Source organism: Methylotuvimicrobium alcaliphilum 20Z, assembly GCF_000968535.2.
GTDB classification, from domain to species: Bacteria; Pseudomonadota; Gammaproteobacteria; order Methylococcales; family Methylomonadaceae; genus Methylotuvimicrobium; species Methylotuvimicrobium alcaliphilum.
Genome location: NC_016112.1, coordinates 336,879 through 362,845 on the forward strand (window position 1 = coordinate 336,879; position 25,967 = coordinate 362,845).

A 25,967-nucleotide genomic window follows, 5' to 3' on the forward strand; every position below is an offset into this window, starting at 1 on the left:
CAGGGGCGCGGAGATCAAGGGTCGAAAAGCCGGTGCTACGCTCGTCAAGTCGTTCGCGCTGAATACTTCGACTGACTCGGAGCGAAGAATCCGTATCTAACACTTTTATAACAAAGACACTCTGCGCCCCTGCGCGATAATAAAAATCATCCAATTAAGCGATGCTTAGCTGGACCGATGACTCATAAACAAAAACGGAGAAGGGGCCCAATCATGAAACATCCGCACGAGCATAGTAAACATCAGTCGCCTCATGCCGAGGCCTCGAAGTCCGATAAAACCGACGACCATTCGCATTCGGCCCACAAAAACCATGCCGGCCATGACAAGCACGCAGGCCATAGCGTGGAGATGTTTCGGGATAAATTTTGGCTGACGTTGGTGCTGGCCGTCCCAACGCTGATTTGGAGCGAGGAACTGCAACGCTGGTTGTCGTATACGGCGCCGGCATTTCCAGGGTCGAGCTACATCTCGGCCGTTTTCGGCACGCTGGTTTATTTTTACGGCGGTTGGGTATTTTTGCAAGGCGGTTGGCGCGAATTGCAAAGCCGCCTGCCTGGCATGATGACCTTGATCTCGCTGGCGATCAGCGTCGCTTTTCTGTACAGCCTGGCCGTCACGTTCGGTTTCAAAGGTCATGCGCTGTGGTGGGAGCTGGCATCTTTGGTGGCGATCATGCTGCTGGGACATTGGATAGAGATGCGTTCGATCTTCCAGGCCCAGGGTGCTTTGAAGGAATTGGCGAAGTTGCTGCCGGATACGGCACTAAGGCTGGTCGATGAAGATAAAACCGAAGAGGTCACGGTCGACCGCTTGCAAGACGGCGATTTGTTGTTGATCCGCCCCGGCGCGGCGGTTCCGGCCGACGGCATCGTCAAGAGGGGTAAAAGTTCGGTGAATGAGGCATTGATTACCGGCGAATCGAAGCCTGTGCCGAAAGGCGAGGGCGATGAAGTAATTGCCGGCACGGTCAACGGCGAAGGCTCCTTGCGCATCGAAGTCACCGGCACCGGAGACAAGACCGCTTTGGCCGGTATAATGCGCTTGGTCGATCAGGCCCAGACTTCACGCTCCCGTGCTCAGGCCTTGGCGGACCGCGCGGCGTTTTATCTGACGCTGGTCGCGATCGTTTCGGGCGCTTTGACTTTTATTGCGTGGTCTCTGGCCGGCGCGACGATGGATTTCACCGTGACGCGGGTTGTGACGGTGCTGGTCATTGCCTGTCCTCATGCCTTGGGGCTTGCCGTGCCGCTCGTGATTGCGATTTCGACGACGTTGGGTGCGCGCGGCGGATTGTTGGTGCGCGATCGCCGGGGATTGGAAGAGGCGCGTAATCTGGATATCGTGGTGTTCGACAAGACCGGGACGCTGACCTTGGGCGAGCACCGCGTCGTCGAAACGATGACGGCCGAAGGCGTCGAGTCCAACGAAGCGCTCCGGCTTGCGGCGGCAGTCGAACGCGATTCGGAGCATCCGATTGCGAGAGCCTTGCTCAAGAGCGCCGAAGAAGTCGAAATTGAATGGCCCTCGGCCCAGGATTTTCAAGCAATCCCCGGCCGAGGCGTAGCGGCTGTTGTCGAAGGGCGCAAACTCCAGGTGGGCGGGCCGGCCTTGCTAAACACGTTCGACAGTGAAATTCCGCAAGCCCTGGCGGACGCCGCCGACCGCTTCGGCGAATCCGGCCGGGCGGCGATTTATCTCGCCGAGGACGACAGGGTTTTGGCGGTCTTTGCGATCGCCGATGCGATTCGTCCCGTTTCCGGCGAAGCGGTGCGCCTGTTGCATGATGCCGGCATCGAAGTCGCGATGCTGACTGGCGATTCGCAAGCGGTTGCTAGAGCCGTGGCTAAGGAATTGAACATCGACACGGTGTTTGCTCAAGTGTTGCCCGAAGACAAGGTAAAGCGTATCGAAGAGTTGCAGGCTCAAGGCAAACGTGTTGCGATGGTCGGCGACGGCGTCAACGATGCGCCGGCCTTGTTGACCGCCGATGTCGGTATTGCGATCGGCGCCGGCACCGATGTCGCGGTCGAGGCCGGCGATGTGGTTTTAGTGCGTTCGGATCCGCGTGACGTGTCGAGGATCGTCAACCTGAGCAAGGCGACCTATCGTAAGATGGTGCAGAATTTGTGGTGGGCCGCGGGCTACAACATCGTCGCAATTCCGCTCGCGGCGGGCGTACTGGCATGGGCCGGAATCTTACTCGCGCCGGCGGTCGGCGCGGTGCTGATGTCGGCCAGCACGGTGATTGTGGGGCTGAATGCCCAATTACTGCGTCGGGTGGAATTATAAGCATAGGCGCAAACTTAAGGAAATAACGCGTCATTCCGCCAGGGATTGGCGGAATTCAGTGCCATGGACGGCAATGCGTAGCTTCACCCCCATGTAACTTGAATATCCGCAATCCATGCTGCTATGACGAATAATGCAGTAAATGCGCCATAGAATGAACGCTAAATTGGCGCCTATGCGGGGCAGACCCGGAATAAAGAACTCTTATTCTTGTGAACAATAACCCCAAACGGCGTTTTTTTTGATTTGCGACTTATCCCCGTCTGTGCGGGGCCCGAATTGACCTAATTATTTTGTCCGCCTACAATGCATGTACTTATTAATGTACAGGTAACGTCATTTAGAGGTTTTTATGGATGCCATCAGTTATACAGCAGCCCGCGCTAATCTTGCGAAAACAATGGAAAAGGTTTGCAATGATCATGAGCCGGTGATTATTACTCGAAAAAGAGAATCTCCCGTCGTTATGATTTCCTTGGAAGACTTTCAGTCCATGGAAGAGACGGCATATTTGCTACGCTCGCCTGCAAACGCTCGTCACCTCCTTGAATCGATAGCGGAACTCGAAGCAGGAAAAGGTACCGAGCGAGAATTGTTGGAATGAAACTCACTTTCTCAAGCAACGCGTGGGAAAACTACTTATATTGGCAAAAAACCGATAAAGCCATGCTTAAACGAGTCAATATGCTGATTAAAGATATTCAGCGTTCGCCATTTGAAGGAATAGGGAAGCCGGAGCCTTTGAAGCATGGCCTGTCCGGTTACTGGTCCAGGCGAATCAACGATGAGCATAGGCTGGTATACAAAGTAGTCGAAGTTGACATTTTTATTGCCCAGCTTCGCTACCACTACGAATATTGACGTATTACGTAGGTCAGGAAACGCTTTTTTGCCTGGCATTACTGGTGCCGGATGCGTAGAAACGTCGGGCACGAAACAGCGCGTGCCCGACCTATTCAGCTACTTCATTAATGACCGCTGTGTATTATTCATATGCCTATTGATTCTCAAGCACGTAGGGCGCAAAAGCTTTATCGTATTGCGCCGTACGAAAACAAAAAAAGCAAAAAAGGGGCGGGTTAATTTTATAATTCAACCAGCCCCCTTTCCCAGCCTGTCTCCCCTATTGCTCGGGTTCAGTCCGATTCTTCCGGATGCAGGCATTTACTCCCGCCAAGGCATGATCGGCACGGTGGACACGCTGTTGGCCGGAGCACCGTCGATCAATTTGCGGCTGACGGCTACATACACAAGCGTGTTACGTTTGGCGTCGAACAGCCGCGTGACGCGCGTTTCCTTGAACAAGATTGACGTATCCTCACTGAATGCGGTTTCTTGATCCGGTAATGTGCCTTTGATCACGATCGGCCCGACTTGACGGCAGGCGATCGAAAACTGGGACGGGTCTTCGGCCAAGCCAAATGCGCCAGCCACTCCGCCGGTCTTCGCTTGGCTGATATGACAGCTAACGCCCTGGACCTTGGGGTCGTCGAACGCCTGGACGCAGACCTTATGGTTGGCGCCGATTAGTTTCCAAGCGGTGGTGACGCAGCCGACTTCTTCGGCGGCGGCGTTGAGGGCGAACAAAGCGGCAGGTAGTACGGCCAGTAATAACGGGTATTTCATAAGATTCCGAACAAATGAGCGAAAAAATTGAGATTCTATAGGAGAAGCTTAGCAAAGGAGTTGGGTGAGATTGAAAAAAGCTCTCTAGGATTTCCCGTGGTAATACATAATGATAATTATTCGCAAAATTAGAATAGACTTAAGTTGCTGATAAAAAAGTTATTTTTCATTGCCGTTGTCATGTCAAAACACTTTTATGCCTTCTACCAAGGGGGATCCGGAAGAGCCTGAAAAAAAGGGGAGAGTTTATTTTATAATTAAACTCTCCCTCTTTTTCTTTACTGTCAGGTATATAACGTAGAGTTTTTTTAGATTCCATTGGTTTCGGATTCACGATCTACGAGTATAAAGCACGCTAAGGCTAAATTATTTGGTTCTATATTCGCCGGCATCGATTCGATATTTTTTAAGTTTTTGATGGATGGCGCGTGGGGTAATCCCCATTTCTCTTGCAACTGCGCTCACATTTCCAGAGCATCTTGCCAAAGCGTCATGTAGCAGTTTTATTTCAACTTCGCTAGCAATTTCCCCCTTTTTCGCCTTGAGAAGGCTGTAGTGTCCTTTGCCTGTCTCTGAGTCAGAAACTTCTACAGTGACGTTCTCAATGACTTCCGTTTTAGCAAACAGAAAGGCGCTCTCCAGGACGTTTTCCAATTCCCGAATATTTCCCGGCCAATCGTAACGCATTATTTTGAGCAACACCTGTTCGCCAAGTTTTTTGGGCGGTTTTTGGTATTTGACCGACAATTGTTTTAGGAAATGATCGACTAACACGCAAATATCATCACGCCGTTCTCGTAACGACGGGACAGCTATAGTAACGATATTTAACCTATAAAACAGATCCTTACGAAACTCGCCTGCAGATACGAGGTCTTTTAGATTGCGATTGGACGCGACGATAATACGGACGTCGGTTTTAATGAGTTGCCTGCCGCCAACTCTTTCAACTTCACCTTCTTGGAGCACCCGCAACAATTTCGCCTGGCTAGATAGGCTTAAACCGTCAATTTCATCCAAAAACAGCGTTCCCGTGCAGGCCCTTTCGAAAAAACCCTTGTGAACATTGTAGGCGCCAGTAAATGCCCCCTTTTCATGGCCGAAAAAAGCGCTTTCTATCAAAGGCTCCGCGATTGCTGCACAATTTACCGCGATAAATTTTTCTGGGTTTCGTTCGCTTTGGGCATGGATGGCTCGCGCGATGATTTCTTTTCCTACCCCGGTTTCACCGCCTAATAACACGTTAGCCATGGTCGGGGCGACGATCTCGATTGCTTCTGTGACATCGCGTATCGCTTTAGAATGCCCGATGACTAGAGGTTGTTTTTTTTGCACGACAGCCGATTCAGTAGTTCTACAACTGCACCAGTCCTGTTTTGTTTTGTCGGAAACTTGGACTATTGCATCGGTATCATCCAATTTGGAGATGAGCTCACCATCCTGGAAAAAATATTCGTCCCCATGTCTATGTTGATGGTTTTCCCTGTTTAGATAAATTACCACGTCGCAGGCCGAATCGCCGACAGCGATTCGCTTTCGTAATTCGACTTGGGCGTAACCGAAGTTTCGGGCTGCGATTCCGCCAAAAACCGACGAGGTCATCTGGCACAACTCAGGTGTTTCTTTTACCAAAGCCCCAAAAGGGCAGCGTGAGTTTTCAACGCGAATGACACCTTTACCGCCCGATGCCCTGGTGAATTCTCCTCCAATCTGGTTCTTAATTTCGATGATTACATCCGCATATTGATCATGCGTCAAAGCATCTTGAAACTCCAGTTGTTTTCTGACGGTATCCTCAAAACAACTGCTCGCAGACAAGCCGAGATATTGAATTGAGTTATCTTGGTTCGAGAGTTTCAAATTTTGCTTTTTCCACAAATTAACACTGTGGATTACAAAAGCCTGTAGAAAGGATACGGGCGTCAAACGAGACATTAGCCGGTTATTCATTATTCATCTGGATATGTCATGACGGTCGTTTGTTTCTTGCGAAGTTTACAGAAGACTTTAATGATGGCAACAGCTACAATTCGGTCCATGACGATACGCATCATTCTTCGGTTGCGGTTGTAACGAACGTATCGCCTGTTCGCGGCCTACGGCCATAGCGCCATGCGCTGCCGGGGCGGTCAGTATCAGTTTGGTGCAGGTTCCTCCGCATGTAGGGCAGCACGGTTGAGGGTCGTTGATGCGATGCTTGGTTTCGAACGTATGCTGGCATTGCCTGCATTGATAATCGTATGTTGGCATAGTGTTCGCCTGCTCTGGTTAAGTTGATAGGGAAGGAGAGCGCCTCCATGACGGAATGGCACTCTCGATATTTGGATTGACCGTGCAGTCGTTAACTCCAGCGATCAGGCTGTTTGTTGGTCACGCCGAATGCTGACGAAACAACATCGGTGCGTAGCCGTTTTTCCGGATCGAGTGTCGGTGCCCTTAAGCGTCGTGTTTCGACCTCCCAAATCCAGCCGCTTACGATGACATCTTTCGGAATTAGCGGATGGTTTCTAAATGCTTCGACGGTTTTCATGCAAGTGACATCGACATCGTCCATCATGCCAATCCATTTCGCAAAGGAACCATTATTCAGTTTCAATTCGGGTAAGGTTGGATCGAGGGCAATGTTATCAGTGTCGATACCTTTTTCTCTAAGAACCTTTTCCAGATCGTTAGCATTTGCTGAGAGCATGCCGCACTGGGTGTGTTGAACAATGACAATTTCCTTGGTACCAAAAAAGTTACAGGTTAACATCGCAGAACGGATTGCATCGTCCGTCACGATGCCGCCTGCATTGCGGAAGCAGTGTGCATCTCCTCCTCCGACAGGGGTGTCAACATGGATGCCAAGTGCTTCGTCCACCGGCAAACGCTCGTCCATACAGGCAAGTACCCATAAGTTGGCGTTGTTATGTCCTTCAGCGCCGTAACGTCGACGTGTCGCCCAGAAATCGTAATCACTGATCCGCTGTTCAAGCTTGTTTTTCAATGTAGTCATGTTTTTCTCCATCATAAAATGAATGTTTAGGTAAAACCTAATGTGATTGAGTGGCGCCACTGCATTTGAATATTAAGCTAAATACATGCCAAATAAATAATCACTATAATTCAATGTCTTATGGTTTGTTTCAGTGATAACGTTAGTATTGCTATTTGTCAAATAACATCAAAATGAGAAAGTTTTATTATAATATCAATAATTTATAGCTATTGATATAAAATATTCGCACTGCGAAGTTTTTGTTCGTAGTGTGCCCGTCGTAGATCAAAATCCAGCACCTGGGGGGGCGGTCAAAGGGCGCCGTGAACCCAGCACCTAAATTATCCATGATAGTTAACTTAGCCAACAGGCTATGGAATTTAGGTTCTGGGTGAATCCGTTCATGTAGGCTCTATGTCAGCATCCATGCTGGAAAAGCCTTTGCCGAAAACTCCGGCACCACTTAAGCAATGCCGAAATTTGAAGTGCGAAAGGTATAAGAAAGGGTGGGTTAATTTTAGAATTAAACTTGCCTCCCGTTTTTGTATGCTAAGGAATACGCACAAAATAACTTATACAAGTAGTAGGCTTTGTGGCGGTTTGGTGACTCGCTTGACAGGACGCCGTGAATATATCCATGTAGGCTTGGCGGCGGCTATCCCTGCCGCCGACACCTGTCAATCGAGCCACCACCCCCCCTTCCAACAGTTGTCTAAGTTATTTCATGCTCGTTCCTAAGTGTGACCAAACCAATCAAGCCTTTCAAAAAAAACAATGCCGGGTGATAAATGCAGCGAGAGATGCAGCTTAAGCGGTCTTATCTTCATATTCCGAGCGCCCGAAATTCGGTGCAGGGGCGGCAGCGTTGCCAGATGCGGTCGAATTCTTCGTAGAGTTGTCTTTTTCGGGCGGGATGGTTGGGGCTCCATTCGCCTTGGTAACGTTCTGCACTTAGTCGAAACAAGTAACCGTCTCGGTCGTTTAATAGAAATGTCGACGAGTATTGCAGGTCTTCCCGTTCGACCGGTGTTCGGAATTGAAACGTTGAAGGCAGTCTTTGTGCCAAGTCGATTAACGGATGGGGTTTGCCGCGCGCGGCAAAGGTATCTTGTACGATGATTTGCACGCAACTGTCTCGGCTGTTGATCGCGAATTGTCTAAACGCTTCGACGATGTCGTTGTGTCCGTATAAAGCATGTTCCAGATCGCGGGTATAAATGCAGATTTGGCGTCGCGCTTCGGCTATGAGTCGAATGGCCGACTCGAGGTGGGCTTCCAGGGTGTCGAGTTTTTCTGTCGGTACCGATGGCTCGCGCGGCTTGGCGGACGGCCGCGTTTTCACGGCAAGCGGCGTAAGCGTTATGCTCATGCGTTGAAATTCGTTGCCGGCTACGGTAAATACTTTACCTTCGCCGACAAATCCGAACTTTTGAAAGAATCCGCTAGCGCTTGTCGGCGTTTCTAGGGTTATTTGATCGAGTCCTTGTTTTTTCGCTCTTTCGATGAGAGCTCTCAATAGCGATTGTCCAACGCCTTGATTACGCCACTGATGTAACACGGCGATTCGGCCGATTTGCCCTTCCTGCGTCAGTCTACCTGTGCCGACCGGATCATGGCGATTGTCGCGGGCGATGACATGATGGCTATGCGGGTCTTTGTCGTCTTGTTCGAGGTCGGCGGGGATGTGTTGTTCGATGATAAAAACCGAGTCGCGCACGGCGCGAAGATCCTTGAAATCGGCTTTATAGTCGGCGGGTTCGATGCGGTAGTCGGACAGTTTCATAAATCACCGGAGCTTGTTGGGTCATTTAATTGTTGAGTCATTTAAACAGATGATCTGCTTGAATGGGCTATGCTGCCAAAATCGGTGGCTTTGGGCTATTGTTTTTTTCCAAACGGGCTAAATCGATTAAGCTGTTAAAGATAAGAACCCGATGAATCGCTTTTGTTTCAGGAGAGAACGGTATGAGATATGTTTATATTGGCTTGATTGTGTTGGTGAGTTTGACTGTTTTGTTGTTCAAGATACAAAACCTGGAAGTCGTGACGGTTTCATTGTTGTCGGTAAGCGTTACGATGCCGGTGTCATTGATGGTTATCGTGATCTATTTTCTGGGCATGGTGACGGGTGGGTCTTTGTTATCGTTGTTGCGGGTATTGATTCAGGGAGCTAAATCGGAGAACGAAGAGGAGAATAGGAAGGGAGATAAAAAAGATGAAAAAGCTGCTCTGGAAGCCGGCGAAAACTAGAGGATTTCGTAATATATACCTTTCGCACTTCAAATTTCGGCAGTGTCCGAGAAGGCACCCGGGTGTTCGCCCCCTCACCTAACGCTAGGTGAGGGGGCTGCGGCTATTGCAGCCGGAATAACGAATTTACATTAAGGAATATGCACAAAATAACTGCTACAAGTAGTAGACTTTGTGGCGATTCGGTAACTCGCTTGACAGGACGTCGTGAACCCAGCACCTAATTATCCAAGGCAATTAATCATGGCCATTGAGTTATGGAATTTAGGTGCTGGGTGAATACGTCCCTGTAGGCTTGACGGCGGCTATCAGATTGCCATGGATGGCATGAATGCAGATTTTGCATTACGCCATGGATGGCGTGTATTAGGGCACCAACAGTAGGCGCTTTAGGCGATGCAGGGCAGAAAAATGCTCCTGCATTTTCTGCATTCGTTACATCCTTGTAACTTAGCAATTGCCGAGGAGCAAAAATCTGCCCTGCCGCCGACACCTGTCAATCGAGCCCCCCCTCCAGAAGTTGTCGAAGTTATTTCATGCTCGTTCCTAACTTAATGGCAGGGGCTATACGATCATTGTTTTTCTTCAAAGGCCTTGATGGCATCTTGCACTGAATCAAACTGAGGAATTTCGTCCTCTGGAGCAACCTGTTTTTTCGGCTTGGTTTTTTTGGGTTTGACTTCCGATGGGCTCGGCGTTTCGGGTTCTTGGCTCGTTCCTACCATCTTAAATCGTTCAAGCCTTTCTTGTTCCGCACGAATCTTGCGGTTGCCTTCTCCGTACATGGTCAGGACAACCATGATCATGACGGTGGTAATGGCAGCTACTAAAAACCGAGTCGGTTCGTTCATAAAAAACAGCGGCCATTTCGGTTTGATCATACCGGCGATAAAAAAAACGAGCGTAAAAATTCCTAAATTAAAGGAATAAAATATCAACATGTCTAGCGTGTCCATCGTGTACTCTTCCCGCTTAACTAACTATTTAATAAAAATGCATTAATATCATCTTCGTGACTTATTGCAATACTGGCGATGCATTTTAATCGTTTCAAAGCGTTATGGAAATTGTCATGTCGACAACGGAAAAAATTTTATCTTCATCGTGAATCAAAATTCGGCACCGGGGTGCCCGTAAAAGGCCCAGCACCTAAATTCCATAGTGCATTGGCTATGGTTAACTATCTTGGATAATTTAGGTGCCGGGTGAATACATCCCTGTAGGCTCTATGCCAGCACCCCGATTCCTCCTTAGGCGCTGCCGAAATGTGAAGTACGAAAGGCATATTTTCCGGTTATCTTCGGCGAATCTTAAGTCGGTCGACTCGTTCGCTTAGCCGACTCAAGTCTTCTGGCGACGATTCTTTTTGATAGCGCAATTTGATGAACAAGCCGGTGATGTCGTCTATCGCCTCGGCTTGATCCGGATACGCTTTCTTGCTCCGATTAGCGAAATCGATAGGTCCTTCGCCAGCGTTTCTTTTTAGGCCGGCCTTGCCTAGCCGGGCGCAGAACCGGCGATAGCAGCGCAATACTTTGTCGGCGGTTTTTTCCTTATGCGATAACAATAGCCAGCTGAGTATCGCGGTGAATACGGCGCCAAGTCCGACTAACCAATAGAGCATTTGTTTTAACGATTCGATGCCGAGCGAGGCTAAAAATTGGGTCTGATTGGCGGAATGATAATTAATGACCCAGCGTTGCCAGTTATAATCGACGCTGCTCCATAATTGCCGGGCTTGTTTAAGCCAGTCGAGCTGCCGAGCCAAATCGCTGTCGGCAAAAAAGCTGATGTTGCGGCTGGCAATTTGTTGTTCGATATCGACGTTTTGTTCGATTCTTTCCGGCGCTACTGCGGCCGTCGGGTCGATGCGCACCCAGCCTCGGTTTTCCAACCAGACTTCGGTCCAGGCATGAGCGTCGGCTTGTCTTATTTCCAAAAAATTGCCGACCGGATTCAAGACCCCTCCGTGATAGCCCGTGACGACGCGTGCAGGAATGTTCGCAACACGCATCAGGTAGGTGAAGGCGGCTGCATAATGGCTGCAAAACCCGCTTCGGGTTTCGAATAAAAACGTTTCGATCGGGTTGTCTTCCATTAGTGGCGGCGTCAGCGTGTAGCTGAAATTTTCTCGGTTGAAATGTTGTAGGACACGGTCGACGAATTGTTCGGGTCGTTTATCGAAACCGCCGAGTCGTTTGACTAGCGAGGTTATTTTTTGAGATGTCGGTCCCGGTAGTTGTGTATTGGTGCGTAACTTATGGGCTTCGAGCGTTCCGGTGCGGTAGCTGGGATAAGATGTGATGGGGTATTCGGCGCGCTTGTCGGGGTTGCCGCTTCGCGTCAGCAGATATTCCGAATTCATGCGCAGTTGCGGCGGGTAGTCTCCGGCCATTTCCAGCGCGAAGACCCAGTTGTTATTTTGAGGTTCGAGTAATAACGTATAGCGATAAGCCGGTTCGCTGAAATCCGGTTCGGCGACGGCCGTATAGGTATAGTGTTTCGCTGCGGTCCAGCGTTTGCCGTCGGTGACGGAAAACACCGGGCCGCGCCAATAGCGCAGTCTATTCGGCGGTATCTGACCTTGAAAACGGACGCGGAACACCAGTTCGTCCGAAAAGCCGAGGTCGCTGATCGAGCCGGGTTCCATGCTGTCGCTAAGGCCTGTTTTGGCTCGGCTTTTGTCTTCGAACAGCATCCAGCGAGGCGCTTCGACTCTCGGAAAAAAAACGAACAGCACGATCGCCAAAGGCAGGGCTTGAGTCAGGATGACGGTCGCTGTTTTCAGTGCATTTAAGGTATTTTGCCGGCGGCTGTTGATTGCGACCAGCGTGCCCAGCAGCACGCAGCAAACGAACAGAATATAGCCTGCCATTGCAATGCTCTGTTCGTATAAAAATTGCGAAGCGGCGACGATGAAGGCCAGAAAAACAATCAAGTACAAGTCGCGTTCTTGTTTGATTTCGAGAAGCTTCAATGCCAGTGCGGTCATGAACAGCCGGGTTCCGGCATCGCGGCCGAAGAGGCCTTGATGCTGTGAATAAAGCAGGACGAGGCCGCCTACGGTCAACAAAAACAGCAAGAATTTGCCGGGCAAGCAGCTTGGCTTCCAAATGCCGATGAAGCGCCAGACCAACAATAATGCGAAGAATCCGAAAGTCGAAGCCGGAATGTGGTAGATATGCGGTAGCGCAATCAATCCGACTGAAATCAGTAGAAACAATAAGATATTTTTTTCGATATCGACGGGCATAATCTAAAACAGCGCGAGAGCTTCCAGACATTGAGTCAGGTGAGCGGGACCGATGCCGATGTCGATTTTTTGGCCGGGTAGTTTAAGGCCGTAACGAAGCCCGGCTTTTTCCGCATCGAGAACCCAGCGGCACAGCCGGCTCAGGCGTTCCTCGTTGCCGTAACCTGCGCTGGCTTCGTAATGGAGCCACAGTTCATCGCCTTGCTCGCCGCTGTATTGCTTGCTGAAAAGCCCCTGGCCTTTGGCGTAAGCTTTCCAGTGGATGCGTTTGATCGAATCGCCGCGTTGATATTCTTGGAGGCCGTAAAAGTCGTCGGTTCCTTTTTCGGTTTTACCTTGATCCGATGAGTCGCCGCCGGTTTCGGGAAAGGGAATTTCTTGCGGCCAGGGTTTCGGGTAAACCAACACCGATAGATTAAAACGCAATGGCGACCAGGCGCGGAAGAGGCCGAGCGGATAACCGCTCGATAGGGTAATCGTTCCGCAGGTTTGATGGCCTCGATGTTCGGTCGGAGCATACAGTCTGGCGGTTTTTTTCTCGTAGGGCTCAAGGGTCGTTTGGGTTTTGTCATACAAATCGATTTCGAGGCTTGGCCGTGGAACAGGGGTCGGATTGTCGATATGAATTTCGAATACGGCGCGTTCGCCAGCGAATACCGGCTTGCATTGTCCTTTTCGAATGAGGAGGCCGGCTAAGGCTTTGTAACTATGTAGGATGCCGATAAAAAATACGCTGGCCAATAAGAAAGTCAGAAAATAGGCGAGGTTGTTGTTATAGACGAATGCGATCAGCAGCAACAGTAGGATCAATACGACAAAGCTTAGGCCGCGCTTGGACGGCAAAATAAAGATTCGGCGTTGGTTCAGTCGGATGGCTTCGTCGGACGGTTTTTCGCCGGCAAAAAAACGGCTTAACCGGAAGCGGTCCTTGATCGACAAGGTATTCAAAGCACGTTCACTCGTTCGAGTATCGGTGCGACGACCGCGCCGGAATCTTGGCTGGCGGAACGCAGACGGTGGCCTGCGACAGCGGGGAGCACCGCTTGTACATCCTCGGGCAACACTGCATCGCGACTGTCCATGAACGCCCATGCCTTGGCCGCGTTGAGCAGGGATAAGCCCGCGCGCGGCGACAGACCGCAAGGGTAGTCGGGGAATTCGCGGGTAAATGTGATGATATTCTGCATATAATCCAGTAATGCACTTGAAACATGAACAGTGTTGACGAGTTTTTGGATGTTTTTGAGCTGTTCGGGCGGTAATTCGGTTTGAAGATTTTCAATCAAATGAAAACGCGACTGTCCGCTCAATAATTCCCGCTCCGCGTTGCGGTCCGGATAACCCAGTTCGATGCGCATCAAAAAGCGGTCCAGTTGCGACTCGGGTAGCGGAAACGTCCCGATTTGGTGCGCCGGGTTTTGCGTCGCGATCACGAAAAATGGCGAGGGTAGGCGGTAGGTTTTACCTTCGACCGTGACTTGTTGCTCCTCCATAGCTTCCAGTAAGGCGCTTTGCGCTTTGGGTGTCGAGCGGTTGATTTCATCGGCCAGGATCATTTGATTGAAAATCGGTCCCGGATGAAACTTGAAGCTGCGATCTTCAGGGTCGAATATCGAGGCGCCGATAATATCGGCCGGCAGGATATCGCTGGTAAATTGAATGCGTTGATAGTTCAATCCCAGCAATTTAGCCAGCGTATGCGCCAGTGTGGTTTTCCCGACGCCGGGTATGTCTTCGATCAATAGATGGCCTCGAGCCAAAACGCAGCATAAGGCTAGACGGATTTGATGTTGTTTTCCGAGAATGATTCGATTGGCGGAGTCCAGTAGAGGAGTGATTGGGTTTTGCATTAGGGGATGATTATTGTGCGAAATGGATTATTAATTTTTTCGGCGTTCCTCAACAGGTATACCCCGCACCCTAAGATCGGTGAAACTGCTCAAACGGGGAATTGTTGATAAGATAAAGTCTCATGAGAATGAATGCCGAAGTTAATGGTACTATGCTATCTATAACTATAGTTTAAAATTAATGTCAGGGTAGAACTGTGAGTGAATACGAGGAAGTCCGCGAAAATTTGATCGAAATGCTTGAGGAGCTTGACGAGCGGCTGAGTAAAATTACCGAGGACGTCAAGCATACCGATGAACCGTTATCGCAAGATTTCGGCGAACAGGCCGTGCAAACCGAGAATGATGAAGTATTGGATTATATAGGCAATACGACCCGGGCGGAGATGATTAAAGTCAGGCACGCTATTGACCGGATAGACGATGGCGGATACGGTTTTTGCGAAAATTGCGGCGCGAACATTAACAAGGAGCGGCTTAAGGTTTTACCTTTTGCCAATTTGTGCATTCAATGCGCGGAAAAAGCGGAAAAACGATAGCTAAATCCTTTTGATTGAAAAAACCGTCTACGGATTTGGTCGTAAATAACTTCTCTACATCCATGTAACTCAGTAATTACCGAGGAGCAAAAATCTGCCTTGCTGCCGACATCCTCGCTAGCCACACCCCATACCTTCATAAATTTAACCAATTTTTGAGTATAAAGGGGTATTTTCGATGGAGAAGCCTTTACCGATAGCGTCCATGGACATTATCGGTAAAGGCTCCCTGCCTTGGTGCTTGGCTTTGCGGCGATATTGTGTTTTGTCGCGGAATATTTGGGCTTTGTTAAACTGATGTGCGTGCTTGGCAACCAAGTTGTTTTGCGCGTTGGGTGCCGGTTTTTTAGGCTTTTTCATAAATAAACTCCTGAATAATTTTGGACAACGCCTCTTTACTATTTAAAATAGCGCTTTATTTGAGCATTAAAAGCCTGTGAAATTCAAAAAAATTTTTGATGTCATCGTGATCGGCGGCGGTCATGCCGGAACCGAGGCCGCATTGGCGGCCGCCCGAAGCGGCGCGCAAACCTTGTTACTTACCCAAAATATCGATACCTTGGGGCAGATGAGCTGCAATCCGGCGATCGGAGGCATAGGTAAAGGGCATCTCGTCAAGGAAATCGATGCGCTCGGCGGCGTCATGGCCGAGGCGATCGATCATGCCGGCATTCAGTTTCGTATTTTAAACGCCAGTAAAGGTCCTGCGGTCAGAGCGACTCGCGCGCAAGCCGATCGTAGTCTTTATAAGCAATACGTGCGTAGTGCATTGGAAAATCAAGCGAATTTGGCCTTGTTTCAGCAAACGGTTGCCGATTTGATCGTCGAAGGCGGTCGGGTTGCCGGCGTTAAAACCCAAATGGGGCTCGAGTTTCGCGCGCGCGCCGTAGTCTTGACCGCGGGTACCTTTTTAGCCGGGCGTATTCATATCGGACTGGAAAATTATACCGGCGGGCGTGCCGGCGACCCGGCTTCGGTCGAGTTGGCCCAGCGTTTGCGCGAGTTGCCATTCCGAGTGGACCGATTGAAAACCGGCACGCCGCCGCGCATCGACGGTCGCACGATCGATTACAGTCGATTGGAAAAACAATTCGGCGACGATCCGGTTCCGGTTTTTTCGTTTTTGGGCAAACGCGAGCAGCACCCGCGTCAAATCCCTTGCTTTATCACGCGAACCAATAGCAGAACGCATGACATCATTCGGTCCGGTCTGGACCGTTCGCCGATGTACACCGGTGTGATCGAAGGCATCGGGCCGCGCTATTGTCCCTCTATCGAAGATAAGATCGTACGTTTCGCCGATCGCGATTCGCATCAGATTTTCATCGAGCCGGAAGGCTTGAACACGAACGAGATTTATCCGAACGGTATTTCAACCAGCTTGCCGTTCGATGTGCAATACGAATTCGTAAGATCGATGCTCGGTTTCGAAAACGCCGAAATCATTCGTCCGGGCTATGCGATCGAATACGACTTTTTCGACCCTCGGGATCTTAAGTCGTCATTGGAAACCAAGCATATGCCGGGTTTGTTTTTTGCCGGGCAAATCAACGGCACGACCGGCTATGAAGAAGCTGCCGCGCAGGGCTTGATCGCAGGGCTCAATGCTGCGCGCTCGACTCGCGATCAGGAAAGTTGGTGTCCGGCTCGCGACGAGGCATACATCGGCGTGATGATCGATGATTTGATCACGCGCGGTACGCAAGAGCCTTATCGGATGTTTACGAGCCGTGCCGAATACCGGCTGTTGCTGCGCGAAGATAACGCCGATCTACGCTTGACCGAAATCGGCCGCGAGTTAGGCTTGGTCGGCGACGAGCGTTGGCGCACTTTCGAACATAAGCGTGAACAAATCGGTGCTTTGCAAACGGAACTGTCGAAAAAATGGCTTCGGGCCGAAACGGCAGAAGCCAAACAAGCCGAAGCGTTTTGGGGCAAGCCGTTGCAGCGCGAAGTCAACTTGATGGATTTGCTGCGCCGCCCCGAAGTGGATATCGAGCGGCTGTTGACCTTTATCGCGCGGGATGAAATTCCGGGACAGGTGTCCGAGCAAGTCGCGATACAGGCCAAATATTCGGGGTACATCGACAGGCAACAGACTGAAATCGACAAGACCAAGCGTTACGATCATTTACGTTTGCCGGAAACGATCGATTACCGGAACGTCTCGGGGCTTTCAAATGAAGTTTGTGAAAAACTCAGAAAACAACAGCCGGAAACGCTGGGACAAGCTTCGCGAATTCCCGGCGTGACGCCGGCGGCGATATCCTTGTTGCTGGTCCATTTAAAGAAGAAAAGCGCCTGATGGATACTTGCCGGAAACGACTTCAGGCCGGTCTCGATGAATTAAACTTAACGCTTAGCGACGAACAGACCGACCGCTTGTTGAGGTTCATCGGACTGATCGATAAATGGAATAAAGCATTCAATTTAACCTCGATCCGTGACCAGGAAGCGATGGTAAGTCTGCATCTGCTCGATAGTCTTGCGGTTTTACCTTATGTTACCGGGCAAAGGGTCATCGATATCGGGACCGGCGCCGGATTGCCGGGTATTCCTTTGGCCGTTTGCCGGCCGGACAAAACTTTCACGTTATTGGATAGCAATAGCAAAAAAACCCGTTTCGTGCAGCAGGCCGTTTTAGAGTTGAAATTGGCCAATGTTCAGGTTTGTCATGGCCGAGTTGAGGGTTTTACGTCTGAACATTTGTTCGATACGGTCATTACGCGAGCGTTTACTAATTTGCCCGACATGCTGAAAATGACCGGGCATTTGATCGCGCCGGGCGGCGTGTTATTGGCGATGAAAGGTCAGTATCCCGAGCAGGAGTTGCTGCAAATCGGAGGTGACGCGACAGTGATACCGATACGGGTTCCGGGAATAGAAGCGCAGCGATGCCTGATTCAAATTAACAAGCCTACGCAGCGGGAGTGAACGAGTGGGAAAGGTGATAGCAGTTACCAATCAAAAAGGCGGGGTCGGTAAAACGACGACCAGTGTTAATCTGTCCGCGGCTTTGGCGGGCGCAAAACGAAAAGTGTTGTTAGTGGATCTCGATCCGCAAGGTAATGCGGCGATGGGTTGCGGCGTCGATAAAGACGCGGTGCAATATTCCAGTTACGATTTATTATTAGAAGATGTGCCGGCAGCCGAGACTGTTGTAAAGCAAGAGTCGTGCGGCTTTTCGATCATTCCGGCCAATTCCGACTTGACGGCAGCCGAAGTCAATATGCTGCAGATCGATCGAAAGGAGCGGCGTCTGGCCGAAGCCTTGCAGGCGATTAAGGATCAGTACGACTATATACTGATCGATTGCCCTCCTACCTTGAATATGTTGACATTAAATGCCATGGTCGCAGCCGATAGCGTGCTGATACCGATGCAGTGCGAATACTATGCGCTAGAAGGTTTATCGGCGCTGATGTCGACATTGAGAAACATCCAAGGTTCGGTGAATCCCGGCTTGCATCTCGAAGGTATTTTAAGAACGATGTTCGATAATAGAAGTCGCTTGACCAAAGACGTATCCGATCAGTTGACTGAATATTTCGGCGATAAAGTGTTTCGCACCACGATTCCGCGTAATATTCGCTTGGCCGAGGCGCCGAGTCATGGTTTGCCGGTGATTCAATACGATAAGTCGTCGCGCGGTGCCTTGGCTTATATTGCATTGGCCGGTGAAATGATTAGAAAAGAGAAGAAATAAGATAATTATGGCGGTACAAAAACGAGGTTTGGGTCGGGGGCTGGATGCATTACTGGGCGATGCGCCACCTGCAACAGAGAAAAAAAACGAACTGCAAAAACTGCCGATCGAATGGTTGCAGCGTGGAAAGTTTCAACCAAGAAAGGATATCGATCCGGAAAGGATCAAAGAGCTAGCCGATTCGATCAAGGCACAAGGTATCATTCAGCCGATTGTGTTGCGTAAAATCGGCGATGAACGATATGAAATCGTTGCTGGGGAAAGGCGTTGGCGCGCTGCGCAGCTTGCCGGGTTGCAAGAAGTGCCGGTGGTTGTGCGCGATATCGACGATAAGGGTGCGATGGCGATCGCATTGATTGAAAATATTCAGCGCGAAGATTTGAATCCGCTTGAAGAGGCCGACGCATTGAGAAGGCTTCTTGAAGAGTTTGAGTTGACGCATCAGCAAATCGCCGATGCGATCGGTAAATCCCGCGCGACGGTGACCAACTTATTGCGATTGATGGAGTTGCAGCCGGAAGTCAAGCAGTTGCTGGTCGATAAGCAAATCGAGATGGGGCATGCCCGGGCTTTGTTGCCGTTGGGGCGCGATCTGCAAATTCAGGCCGCGCAGAAAATCGCTAAGCAAAGTCTTTCGGTCAGGGCGGTGGAAAAACTGATCAGGGATTTGCAGACCGAGCCGCTAAAAAACGAACCGGCGGAAGTCGACCGCGATACCCTTCGATTGCAGGAGGAGCTAACGTCGAAACTCGGCGCGAAAGTCTCGATCAATCATAAACAAAACGGTTCCGGCAAACTGGTGCTGGCTTATTCGAGTTTGGAGCAATTGGACGGCATCATCGAGCAGCTCAGTTATTCGGAAAATAGGATTACCGATTGATTTCGTTTGTCCGGGATATGAGTGAAACCGGAAAATCAAGCTGATTGAGTGGCTGATTTTTATATGAATCGTTGCAAAGAAGGAAATGCTCTGTTCCTTTTTCGTCCTTGATTAAATGAAGCCTCATCGCTATAATCCACAAGTTGTTGTATCCGGAGTCGGTGTGGCGGACGAAAAGATTTCTACAGTCGGAAAAATCTTGATTTTACAAGCGTTCGTTATTATCGCGATATCTTCCGGATTTGCAGTTTTTTCGGGGCTGCAGAGTGCTAAGTCGCCGTTTCTAGGCGCATTAGCAGCATTTATACCGAATCTATACTTTGCTTTGCGCATCTTTAGAGCGAGCGGGCAAGGCGCCAAAAAAATCGTGAATTCGTTTTATGCCGGCGAATCGGGAAAGCTCATATTGACAGCTGTGCTGTTTTTTTTGATTTTTCAAATTCCGAATATCAATATTTTAACGCTGCTATTGGGGTATATAGCAGTATTGTCCGTATTTTGGTTTGCGCTAATTATGCGCTGACGATTTCAATTCGAGAGAGGAAAGATGGCTACTGAAGCCCATGCAGCCGAAGGGGCAACCGGATATATCGTTCATCATTTGACACCATTGAGTGTCGGTGAGGGTTTCTGGACTTTGCATTTGGATACTCTGTTTTTTTCCGCCGTGTTGGGTGGATTGTTCATTTGGTTTTTTAAAATGGCGGCCGAAAGAGCCACTTCCGATGTCCCGGGATTGGTGCAAAATTTTGCCGAAATGATGATAGAGTTCGTCGATTCACAGGTTAAAGACAGCTTTCACGGCAAAAGCGAATTGATCGCGCCTTTGGCGTTGACGATTTTCTGCTGGGTCTTCCTGTTTAATTTTATGGATTTGTTCCCGGTTGATTTGTTGCCGATGATCGGTTCCATGATGGGTATCGAGTATCTGAGAGTCGTGCCCAGTACCGATTTGAATGCGACCTTCGCCATGTCGATTTCGGTATTCTTCCTGATTATTTTTTACAGCATTAAGGTCAAAGGCCCTTGGGGTTTCGCCAAAGAGTTGATGTTTCAACCGTTCGGACCTTGGTTGCTACCGTTTAATCTGTTGCTGAAACTGGTCGAGGAGCTAGCCAAACCGATCTCATTGGCGCTTCGTTTATTCGGTAATCTATATGCCGGCGAACTGATATTTATTCTGATTGCGCTGTTGCCGTGGGCAATACAGCCAGCGCTGAGCTTTCCGTGGGCAATTTTTCACATTCTGATTATCACGCTACAAGCTTTCATATTCATGGTATTGACGATCGTCTACCTGAGTATGGCTCACGAAGATCACTAATTATTTTGTTACTTTAATTTTAATCATACGTTTGGAGGTATCATGGAAAATTTAGCGTCTTTAATTGCTGATGTTCAAGGCATGACAGCGATCGCTGTCGGACTGGTTTTAGGAATGGGTGCGCTTGGAACCGCTATCGGTTTCGGTTTGTTGGGAGGTAAATTTTTGGAAGGCGCGGCGCGTCAACCGGAAATGGTGCCTATGTTGCAGGTTAAAATGTTCATTGTTGCAGGCTTGTTGGACGCGGTAACCATGATCGGCGTTGGTTTGGCATTATTTTTCACATTTGCGAATCCGTTTTTATCCGCTGTTCAAGCCGCTGCCGGTAATTAATAGATCCGGTTTTTTAACTAACAGCAACAAGAGGAACGCATCGTGAGTATCAATGCTACTCTGATTGGTCAAATGATTACATTCGCACTTCTGGTATGGTTTACCATGAAGTTCGTTTGGCCCCCACTGTATCAATCCCTGGAAGAGCGGAAGAAGAGAATAGCCGACGGATTGGCGGCGGCCGAAAAAGGCCAGGAAGAAATGGAATTGGCCGAGAAAAGGGCCGTCAATGTCCTCAAAGAAGCCAAAGAGCAGTCTTCAGATATCGTCAATCTGGCGCAAAAACGGGCCAATGAAATTGTCGAGGAGTCGAAAGACGCCGCTAAGAAAGAAGGCGAACGCTTACTTGTCGCCGCTCAAGCGCAGATCGATCAAGAATTGCAGCAAGTCAAAGAAAGTTTGCGTAAGGAAGTCTCTTCCTTGGCACTGAATGCGGCAGAACAAATTTTAAGCGCGGAAATCGATCAAGCCAAACACCAAGAAATCTTGAATAAAGTTTCCAATCAAATAGGTTAAGCACCATGAGCGAACTGGCAACATTGGCGCGCCCTTATGCGGAGGCGGCTTTCAAACGAGCGAAGGAAATCGGCGCGACAGCACAATGGTCCGATAATTTGGCGTTTTTGTCTGCGGTCTTGAGCGACTCTAATATTGCGCTGGCAGCCGATAATCCGAAAATCGCTAAAGAAAGTTTTTTAAACTTGATGTTGGACATCTGCGGCGAACATCTCGATCAGGAAGGTAAAAACTTTCTAAAACTGCTCATCCAAAATAATCGGCTGAAATTGGCCGCGCAAATTGCAAAAATTTACGAGCAATTCAGAGCGGACGATGAAGGATACTCCGAAGTTCAGGTCATATCCGCTTACCCTTTGACGGAAGACGAGCAAGGCAACTTAGTATCCAGATTGGAGCGTTGGCTGAATAAGCAAGTTCGTTTGGATATCTGGAACGACCGGTCGCTGATCGGTGGTGTACTAATCCGTGCCGGAGATAAGGTGATCGACGGAACCGTCAAAGGCCAGCTTCTTCACATGCAGAAAGCTCTACAGTGAGTGAGAGAAAAAGAACATGCAATTAAACCCATCAGAAATCAGTGATCTTATCAAGCAAAAGATCGAAAATTTCGACCTGAGCGTCGAAAGCCATACCGAAGGGACCGTAGTTAGTGTAACCGACGGTATCGTCAGAGTGCATGGGCTTTCCGAAGCCATGCAGGGCGAGATGTTGGAGTTTCCCGGAAATACCTACGGCATGGCGCTTAACTTAGAGCGCGATTCGGTCGGGGCTGTGGTTCTGGGTTCTTACGAACACATTACCGAAGGCGATACCGTCAAATGTACCGGTAGAATTTTGGAAGTACCGGTTGGCGAAGCGTTGCTGGGACGCGTTGTCGACGCATTGGGCAATCCGATCGACGGCAAAGGCGCGATTAACACAAGCGAAACTTCTCCGATCGAAAAAATCGCTCCGGGCGTTATCGCACGCCAATCGGTCGATCAGCCGGTGCAAATCGGGCTGAAATCGATCGACTCGATGATTCCGGTCGGTCGTGGCCAACGCGAATTGATCATCGGCGACCGCCAAACCGGTAAAACCGCCATTGCCGTCGATGCGATCATTAATCAAAAAGGCACCGGCATCAAATGTATTTATGTCGCGATCGGCCAAAAGCGCTCTTCGATCGCGAACGTCGTACGCAAGCTTGAAGAGCACGGCGCGATGGAGCATACCATTGTCGTAGCGGCTTCCGCATCCGAATCCGCAGCTCTGCAATTCATCGCGCCGTATACCGGTTGCTCGATGGGTGAATATTTCAGAGACCGCGGCGAAGACGCATTGATTATTTACGACGATTTGACCAAGCAAGCTTGGGCCTATCGCCAAGTATCGTTATTACTTCGTAGACCGCCGGGTCGTGAAGCTTATCCGGGCGACGTTTTCTATTTGCATTCACGGTTGCTCGAAAGAGCGGCAAGAATCAATGCCGACGAAGTCGAAAAATTGACCAACGGTCAAGTGAAAGGCAAAACCGGTTCGTTGACAGCACTTCCGATCATCGAAACGCAAGCAGGCGACGTATCGGCCTTCGTTCCGACCAACGTGATTTCGATCACCGACGGACAGATCTTCCTCGAAACCGACCTGTTCAATGCCGGTATTCGTCCTGCAGTCAACGCGGGTCTGTCGGTATCGCGGGTTGGCGGTGCGGCGCAAACCAAAATCATCAAGAAATTGGGCGGCGGTATTCGTTTGGACTTGGCTCAGTACCGTGAGTTGGCGGCTTTTGCTCAGTTCGCGTCCGATCTTGACGAAAGCACGCGTAAGCAAATCGAACGCGGTCAACGCGTGACCGAGTTGATGAAGCAAAATCAATATTCGCCGATGTCGGTTGCACAAATGGCGGTGTCGTTGTTCGCTGCAAACGAAGGCTATCTGGATTCGGTCGAAGTCAATAAAGTACGCGATTTCGAAGACGCTCTGCAACTGTACATGAAATCCGAAAAGTCGGAATTGATGGCTCAGATCAATGCAACCGGCGACTTCTCCGATGAAATCAAAGAAGGCATTAAATCCGCCATCGAAACGTTCATTAACACGCATAGCTGGTAAAAGGGTCGTCAAATGGCTGTCGGTAAAGAAATACGCACCAAGATCGGAAGTATTAAAAATACTCAAAAGATCACGCGAGCGATGGAAATGGTCGCCGCGAGTAAAATGCGTAAAACGCAAAATAGAATGCAGGCAACGCGGCCTTACTCAAAAAAAATGGGTCAGATCATCAAACATCTGGCTCATGCCAATGCCGAGTACAAACATCCTTATTTGATTCCGCGAGAAGTCAAAAGGGTTGGTGTGATCGTCGTCAGTTCGGATCGCGGCTTATGCGGCGGTTTGAATTCTAATCTATTCCGTAAAACCCTAGTGCAGTTACGCCAATGGGAAAAAGACGGCGTCGATGTCGATATTTGCACAATCGGAACCAAGGCGGCCGGGTTTTTCGGTAACTTACAAAAAATCAATATGGTTGGGCAAGTCGGCAAGCTTGGCGACACGCCGCATCTAAACGATATCATCGGTATCATAAAAATCATGCTCGACGCTTATGAAGAAGGCCGGGTCGATGAGTTATATGTGATCAGTAATGAGTTTGTTAACACGATGACGCAACGGCCGAATGTCGAAAAACTACTGCCGGTCATTGCCGATGAGATCGAGGACGAATTGAAAGGGCATTGGGATTATATTTACGAACCCGATGCGAAGGAAGTTCTGGATAATCTGCTGATTCGCTATATCGAATCGATCGTGTATCAGGGACTGGTCGAGAACAATGCTTGCGAACAGGCCGCCCGGATGGTTGCGATGAAAAGCGCTTCGGATAATGCCGGCAAGCTTATCGGTGAACTGCAACTGGTTTACAACAAAGCCCGACAAGCCGCGATTACACAGGAAATTTCCGAAATCGTTGCCGGCGCCGCTGCTGTGTAATGCACAGACGAATTAACAGATTTAAGTATTGAAGAGGACGACAAAATGAGTTTGGGTAAAATCGTTCAGATTATCGGAGCGGTCGTGGATGTCGAATTTCCACGCGAAAGCCTTCCGAAAGTCTATGATGCGCTGAAAGTTGAAGACAAGAATCTTGTTTTGGAAGTGCAGCAGCAATTAGGCGACGGCGTGGTCAGATCCATTGCAATGGGTTCGACCGACGGATTGAGCAGAGGATTGCAAGTGAGCAATTCCGGTGCGCCTATTGCAGTACCGGTCGGTCAAAAAACGTTGGGCCGTATCATGAACGTGCTTGGCGAGCCGATCGACGAGAAAGGCGCGATCGGCGAAGACGAAAGATGGGCGATTCACCGCGAAGCACCGTCTTACGATGAGCAAGCCGCCAGTAATGAATTGCTAGAAACCGGCATCAAGGTTATCGACTTGGTTTGTCCATTCGCGAAAGGCGGTAAAGTCGGTTTATTCGGCGGTGCCGGCGTCGGCAAGACCGTCAACATGATGGAATTGATTCGTAACATCGCGATCGAACACAGCGGTTTCTCGGTTTTCGCCGGCGTTGGCGAGCGTACCCGTGAAGGTAACGATTTTTATCACGAGATGACCGACTCCAAAGTTATCGACAAGGTATCGTTAGTTTACGGTCAGATGAACGAGCCGCCAGGCAACAGACTGCGTGTAGCTTTGACCGGTTTGACGATGGCCGAATTTTTCCGTGAAGAAGGTCGTGACGTATTGTTCTTCGTAGATAATATTTATCGTTACACATTGGCCGGTACCGAAGTGTCGGCGTTGTTGGGTCGTATGCCGTCGGCGGTAGGCTATCAGCCTAACTTGGCGGAAGAAATGGGCGTATTGCAAGAACGTATTACGTCAACCAAAACCGGATCCATTACGTCGATCCAGGCCGTTTATGTTCCTGCCGACGACTTGACCGACCCGTCACCGGCTACGACATTTGCGCATTTGGACGCGACCGTGGTATTGTCCCGTCAAATCGCCGAGTTGGGTATTTATCCGGCGATCGATCCGCTTGACTCGACTAGCCGCCAGTTGGATCCTTTGGTTATTGGTCATGAGCATTACAATGTCGCTCGTGCGGTGCAAGGCACTTTGCAACGGTACAAAGAGTTACGCGACATTATCGCGATTTTAGGCATGGACGAGTTGTCGGAAGAAGACAAGTTGATTGTTTCGAGAGCGCGCAAGATTCAAAGATTCTTGTCGCAACCGTTCTTCGTGGCAGAGGTTTTCACCGGTTCTCCGGGAAAATATGTTTCATTAAAAGACACAATCGCCGGTTTCAAAGGCATTATCGATGGCGAGTACGATCATGTTCCGGAGCAAGCATTCTACATGGTCGGCACGATCGACGAGGCTTTGGAAAAAGCCAAGGGCATGAAAAAGTAACCGGACGATGGGAACCG

The 25,967-nt window shown here is 49.6% G+C and carries 27 protein-coding genes; 17 read left to right on the forward strand and 10 right to left on the reverse strand.

Going from position 1 to position 25,967, the window contains the following annotated elements:
- The first annotated feature begins 213 nt into the window (after window positions 1–213).
- The 3 genes from MEALZ_RS01525 to MEALZ_RS01535 all read left to right on the forward strand — a co-directional run bounded on the left by MEALZ_RS01525 (window position 214) and on the right by MEALZ_RS01535 (window position 3,153).
- The gene (locus MEALZ_RS01525; protein WP_014146820.1) at window positions 214–2,292 is read left to right on the forward strand and encodes a heavy metal translocating P-type ATPase; all 2,079 of its coding nucleotides are present in this window, start codon (window positions 214–216) and stop codon (window positions 2,290–2,292) included.
- 352 nt (window positions 2,293–2,644) lie between these two features.
- Window positions 2,645–2,896 carry a type II toxin-antitoxin system Phd/YefM family antitoxin gene (locus MEALZ_RS01530; RefSeq protein WP_014146821.1) on the forward strand — a complete coding sequence of 84 codons (252 nt, stop codon included), beginning with the start codon at window positions 2,645–2,647 and terminating at the stop codon, window positions 2,894–2,896.
- The gene (locus MEALZ_RS01535) at window positions 2,893–3,153 is read left to right on the forward strand and encodes a Txe/YoeB family addiction module toxin (RefSeq protein WP_014146822.1); all 261 of its coding nucleotides are present in this window, start codon (window positions 2,893–2,895) and stop codon (window positions 3,151–3,153) included. The genes MEALZ_RS01530 and MEALZ_RS01535 overlap by 4 nt, the downstream gene beginning before the upstream one ends.
- Before the next feature lie 303 nt (window positions 3,154–3,456).
- Here MEALZ_RS01535 and MEALZ_RS01540 read toward each other — a convergent pair whose 3' ends face one another.
- From MEALZ_RS01540 to MEALZ_RS01555, 5 genes are all read right to left on the reverse strand, one after another.
- Entirely contained in the window at window positions 3,457–3,918 is a 462-nt protein-coding gene (locus MEALZ_RS01540; RefSeq protein ID WP_014146823.1) for a CreA family protein, read from the reverse strand.
- A 366-nt stretch (window positions 3,919–4,284) separates the two neighbouring features.
- Window positions 4,285–5,853, reverse strand: coding sequence for a sigma 54-interacting transcriptional regulator (locus tag MEALZ_RS01545; RefSeq protein WP_084685238.1), 1,569 nt, complete (start codon window positions 5,851–5,853; stop codon window positions 4,285–4,287).
- A gap of 72 nt (window positions 5,854–5,925) precedes the next feature.
- The gene (locus MEALZ_RS21325) at window positions 5,926–6,168 is read right to left on the reverse strand and encodes an FmdB family zinc ribbon protein (RefSeq protein WP_084685240.1); all 243 of its coding nucleotides are present in this window, start codon (window positions 6,166–6,168) and stop codon (window positions 5,926–5,928) included.
- 91 nt (window positions 6,169–6,259) lie between these two features.
- Window positions 6,260–6,913: a beta-class carbonic anhydrase gene (locus MEALZ_RS01550; protein WP_014146825.1), complete on the reverse strand. Its 654-nt coding sequence runs from the start codon at window positions 6,911–6,913 to the stop codon at window positions 6,260–6,262.
- Window positions 6,914–7,718: 805 nt separating this feature from the next.
- Window positions 7,719–8,678, reverse strand: coding sequence for a GNAT family N-acetyltransferase (locus MEALZ_RS01555; protein ID WP_014146826.1), 960 nt, complete (start codon window positions 8,676–8,678; stop codon window positions 7,719–7,721).
- A 182-nt stretch (window positions 8,679–8,860) separates the two neighbouring features.
- Between MEALZ_RS01555 and MEALZ_RS01560 the strand changes: the two genes are divergently transcribed.
- Window positions 8,861–9,145, forward strand: a complete 285-nt coding sequence (locus MEALZ_RS01560) for a LapA family protein (RefSeq protein ID WP_014146827.1) — start codon at window positions 8,861–8,863, stop codon at window positions 9,143–9,145.
- A 572-nt stretch (window positions 9,146–9,717) separates the two neighbouring features.
- Here the strand turns inward: MEALZ_RS01560 and MEALZ_RS23035 are convergent.
- The 4 genes from MEALZ_RS23035 to MEALZ_RS01580 form a co-directional block, all read right to left on the reverse strand.
- Window positions 9,718–10,101, reverse strand: coding sequence for a hypothetical protein (locus tag MEALZ_RS23035; RefSeq protein ID WP_014146828.1), 384 nt, complete (start codon window positions 10,099–10,101; stop codon window positions 9,718–9,720).
- Window positions 10,102–10,439: 338 nt separating this feature from the next.
- Window positions 10,440–12,398 carry a transglutaminase TgpA family protein gene (locus MEALZ_RS01570; RefSeq protein ID WP_014146829.1) on the reverse strand — a complete coding sequence of 653 codons (1,959 nt, stop codon included), beginning with the start codon at window positions 12,396–12,398 and terminating at the stop codon, window positions 10,440–10,442.
- Window positions 12,399–12,401: 3 nt separating this feature from the next.
- Window positions 12,402–13,346: a DUF58 domain-containing protein gene (locus MEALZ_RS01575; RefSeq protein ID WP_014146830.1), complete on the reverse strand. Its 945-nt coding sequence runs from the start codon at window positions 13,344–13,346 to the stop codon at window positions 12,402–12,404.
- Window positions 13,343–14,248, reverse strand: a complete 906-nt coding sequence (locus MEALZ_RS01580) for an AAA family ATPase (RefSeq protein WP_014146831.1) — start codon at window positions 14,246–14,248, stop codon at window positions 13,343–13,345. The genes MEALZ_RS01575 and MEALZ_RS01580 overlap by 4 nt, the downstream gene beginning before the upstream one ends.
- A 197-nt stretch (window positions 14,249–14,445) precedes the next feature.
- Here MEALZ_RS01580 and MEALZ_RS01585 point away from each other — a divergent pair, with 197 nt between their 5' ends.
- Window positions 14,446–14,787 (forward strand): TraR/DksA family transcriptional regulator, encoded by a 342-nt coding sequence (locus tag MEALZ_RS01585; RefSeq protein ID WP_014146832.1) that lies wholly within the window; start codon window positions 14,446–14,448, stop codon window positions 14,785–14,787.
- A gap of 144 nt (window positions 14,788–14,931) precedes the next feature.
- Here MEALZ_RS01585 and MEALZ_RS01590 read toward each other — a convergent pair whose 3' ends face one another.
- Window positions 14,932–15,147 (reverse strand): DUF7230 family protein, encoded by a 216-nt coding sequence (locus MEALZ_RS01590; RefSeq protein ID WP_046060931.1) that lies wholly within the window; start codon window positions 15,145–15,147, stop codon window positions 14,932–14,934.
- 76 nt (window positions 15,148–15,223) lie between these two features.
- On the opposite strand from MEALZ_RS01590, the gene mnmG reads away from it, so the two are divergent.
- The 12 genes from mnmG to atpD all read left to right on the forward strand — a co-directional run bounded on the left by mnmG (window position 15,224) and on the right by atpD (window position 25,950).
- The gene (mnmG, locus tag MEALZ_RS01595; protein ID WP_014146833.1) at window positions 15,224–17,092 is read left to right on the forward strand and encodes a tRNA uridine-5-carboxymethylaminomethyl(34) synthesis enzyme MnmG; all 1,869 of its coding nucleotides are present in this window, start codon (window positions 15,224–15,226) and stop codon (window positions 17,090–17,092) included.
- A complete protein-coding gene (gene rsmG, locus MEALZ_RS01600) occupies window positions 17,092–17,721 on the forward strand; it encodes a 16S rRNA (guanine(527)-N(7))-methyltransferase RsmG (RefSeq protein WP_014146834.1) in 630 nt (209 codons plus the stop codon). Before mnmG ends, rsmG begins: the two co-directional genes overlap by 1 nt.
- Window positions 17,722–17,725: 4 nt before the next feature.
- Window positions 17,726–18,493 (forward strand): ParA family protein, encoded by a 768-nt coding sequence (locus MEALZ_RS01605; protein ID WP_014146835.1) that lies wholly within the window; start codon window positions 17,726–17,728, stop codon window positions 18,491–18,493.
- Window positions 18,494–18,500: 7 nt separating this feature from the next.
- Window positions 18,501–19,373 carry a ParB/RepB/Spo0J family partition protein gene (locus tag MEALZ_RS01610; RefSeq protein WP_014146836.1) on the forward strand — a complete coding sequence of 291 codons (873 nt, stop codon included), beginning with the start codon at window positions 18,501–18,503 and terminating at the stop codon, window positions 19,371–19,373.
- A gap of 115 nt (window positions 19,374–19,488) precedes the next feature.
- The gene (locus MEALZ_RS01615; protein WP_014146837.1) at window positions 19,489–19,896 is read left to right on the forward strand and encodes an ATP synthase subunit I; all 408 of its coding nucleotides are present in this window, start codon (window positions 19,489–19,491) and stop codon (window positions 19,894–19,896) included.
- Between the two features lie 24 nt (window positions 19,897–19,920).
- Window positions 19,921–20,697, forward strand: coding sequence for a F0F1 ATP synthase subunit A (gene atpB, locus MEALZ_RS01620; protein WP_014146838.1), 777 nt, complete (start codon window positions 19,921–19,923; stop codon window positions 20,695–20,697).
- A gap of 42 nt (window positions 20,698–20,739) precedes the next feature.
- The gene (gene atpE, locus MEALZ_RS01625) at window positions 20,740–21,030 is read left to right on the forward strand and encodes a F0F1 ATP synthase subunit C (protein WP_014146839.1); all 291 of its coding nucleotides are present in this window, start codon (window positions 20,740–20,742) and stop codon (window positions 21,028–21,030) included.
- Between the two features lie 42 nt (window positions 21,031–21,072).
- Complete coding sequence (locus MEALZ_RS01630) at window positions 21,073–21,546, forward strand: F0F1 ATP synthase subunit B (RefSeq protein WP_014146840.1); 474 nt, start codon at window positions 21,073–21,075, stop codon at window positions 21,544–21,546.
- Between the two features lie 5 nt (window positions 21,547–21,551).
- Window positions 21,552–22,085 (forward strand): F0F1 ATP synthase subunit delta, encoded by a 534-nt coding sequence (locus MEALZ_RS01635; RefSeq protein ID WP_014146841.1) that lies wholly within the window; start codon window positions 21,552–21,554, stop codon window positions 22,083–22,085.
- A gap of 16 nt (window positions 22,086–22,101) precedes the next feature.
- Window positions 22,102–23,643, forward strand: coding sequence for a F0F1 ATP synthase subunit alpha (gene atpA, locus MEALZ_RS01640; protein ID WP_014146842.1), 1,542 nt, complete (start codon window positions 22,102–22,104; stop codon window positions 23,641–23,643).
- 12 nt (window positions 23,644–23,655) lie between these two features.
- Complete coding sequence (gene atpG, locus MEALZ_RS01645) at window positions 23,656–24,522, forward strand: F0F1 ATP synthase subunit gamma (protein ID WP_014146843.1); 867 nt, start codon at window positions 23,656–23,658, stop codon at window positions 24,520–24,522.
- 45 nt (window positions 24,523–24,567) lie between these two features.
- On the forward strand, window positions 24,568–25,950 hold the full coding sequence (atpD, locus tag MEALZ_RS01650; RefSeq protein WP_014146844.1) for a F0F1 ATP synthase subunit beta: 1,383 nt from the start codon (window positions 24,568–24,570) through the stop codon (window positions 25,948–25,950).
- The last annotated feature ends 17 nt before the right edge of the window (window positions 25,951–25,967 follow it).

Bases quoted from the DNA above. Each gene is read 5' to 3' on its own strand.
- MEALZ_RS01525 (WP_014146820.1), top strand. From the start codon at position 214: ATGAAACATCCGCACGAGCATAGTAAACATCAGTCGCCTCATGCCGAG.
- MEALZ_RS01530 (WP_014146821.1), top strand. From the start codon at position 2,645: ATGGATGCCATCAGTTATACAGCAGCCCGCGCTAATCTTGCGAAAACA.
- MEALZ_RS01535 (WP_014146822.1), top strand. From the start codon at position 2,893: ATGAAACTCACTTTCTCAAGCAACGCGTGGGAAAACTACTTATATTGG.
- MEALZ_RS01540 (WP_014146823.1), bottom strand. From the start codon at position 3,918: ATGAAATACCCGTTATTACTGGCCGTACTACCTGCCGCTTTGTTCGCC.
- MEALZ_RS01545 (WP_084685238.1), bottom strand. From the start codon at position 5,853: ATGTCTCGTTTGACGCCCGTATCCTTTCTACAGGCTTTTGTAATCCAC.
- MEALZ_RS21325 (WP_084685240.1), bottom strand. From the start codon at position 6,168: ATGCCAACATACGATTATCAATGCAGGCAATGCCAGCATACGTTCGAA.
- MEALZ_RS01550 (WP_014146825.1), bottom strand. From the start codon at position 6,913: ATGACTACATTGAAAAACAAGCTTGAACAGCGGATCAGTGATTACGAT.
- MEALZ_RS01555 (WP_014146826.1), bottom strand. From the start codon at position 8,678: ATGAAACTGTCCGACTACCGCATCGAACCCGCCGACTATAAAGCCGAT.
- MEALZ_RS01560 (WP_014146827.1), top strand. From the start codon at position 8,861: ATGAGATATGTTTATATTGGCTTGATTGTGTTGGTGAGTTTGACTGTT.
- MEALZ_RS23035 (WP_014146828.1), bottom strand. From the start codon at position 10,101: ATGGACACGCTAGACATGTTGATATTTTATTCCTTTAATTTAGGAATT.
- MEALZ_RS01570 (WP_014146829.1), bottom strand. From the start codon at position 12,398: ATGCCCGTCGATATCGAAAAAAATATCTTATTGTTTCTACTGATTTCA.
- MEALZ_RS01580 (WP_014146831.1), bottom strand. From the start codon at position 14,248: ATGCAAAACCCAATCACTCCTCTACTGGACTCCGCCAATCGAATCATT.
- MEALZ_RS01590 (WP_046060931.1), bottom strand. From the start codon at position 15,147: ATGAAAAAGCCTAAAAAACCGGCACCCAACGCGCAAAACAACTTGGTT.
- rsmG (WP_014146834.1), top strand. From the start codon at position 17,092: ATGGATACTTGCCGGAAACGACTTCAGGCCGGTCTCGATGAATTAAAC.
- MEALZ_RS01610 (WP_014146836.1), top strand. From the start codon at position 18,501: ATGGCGGTACAAAAACGAGGTTTGGGTCGGGGGCTGGATGCATTACTG.
- MEALZ_RS01615 (WP_014146837.1), top strand. From the start codon at position 19,489: ATGAAGCCTCATCGCTATAATCCACAAGTTGTTGTATCCGGAGTCGGT.
- atpB (WP_014146838.1), top strand. From the start codon at position 19,921: ATGGCTACTGAAGCCCATGCAGCCGAAGGGGCAACCGGATATATCGTT.
- atpE (WP_014146839.1), top strand. From the start codon at position 20,740: ATGGAAAATTTAGCGTCTTTAATTGCTGATGTTCAAGGCATGACAGCG.
- MEALZ_RS01635 (WP_014146841.1), top strand. From the start codon at position 21,552: ATGAGCGAACTGGCAACATTGGCGCGCCCTTATGCGGAGGCGGCTTTC.
- atpA (WP_014146842.1), top strand. From the start codon at position 22,102: ATGCAATTAAACCCATCAGAAATCAGTGATCTTATCAAGCAAAAGATC.
- atpG (WP_014146843.1), top strand. From the start codon at position 23,656: ATGGCTGTCGGTAAAGAAATACGCACCAAGATCGGAAGTATTAAAAAT.
- atpD (WP_014146844.1), top strand. From the start codon at position 24,568: ATGAGTTTGGGTAAAATCGTTCAGATTATCGGAGCGGTCGTGGATGTC.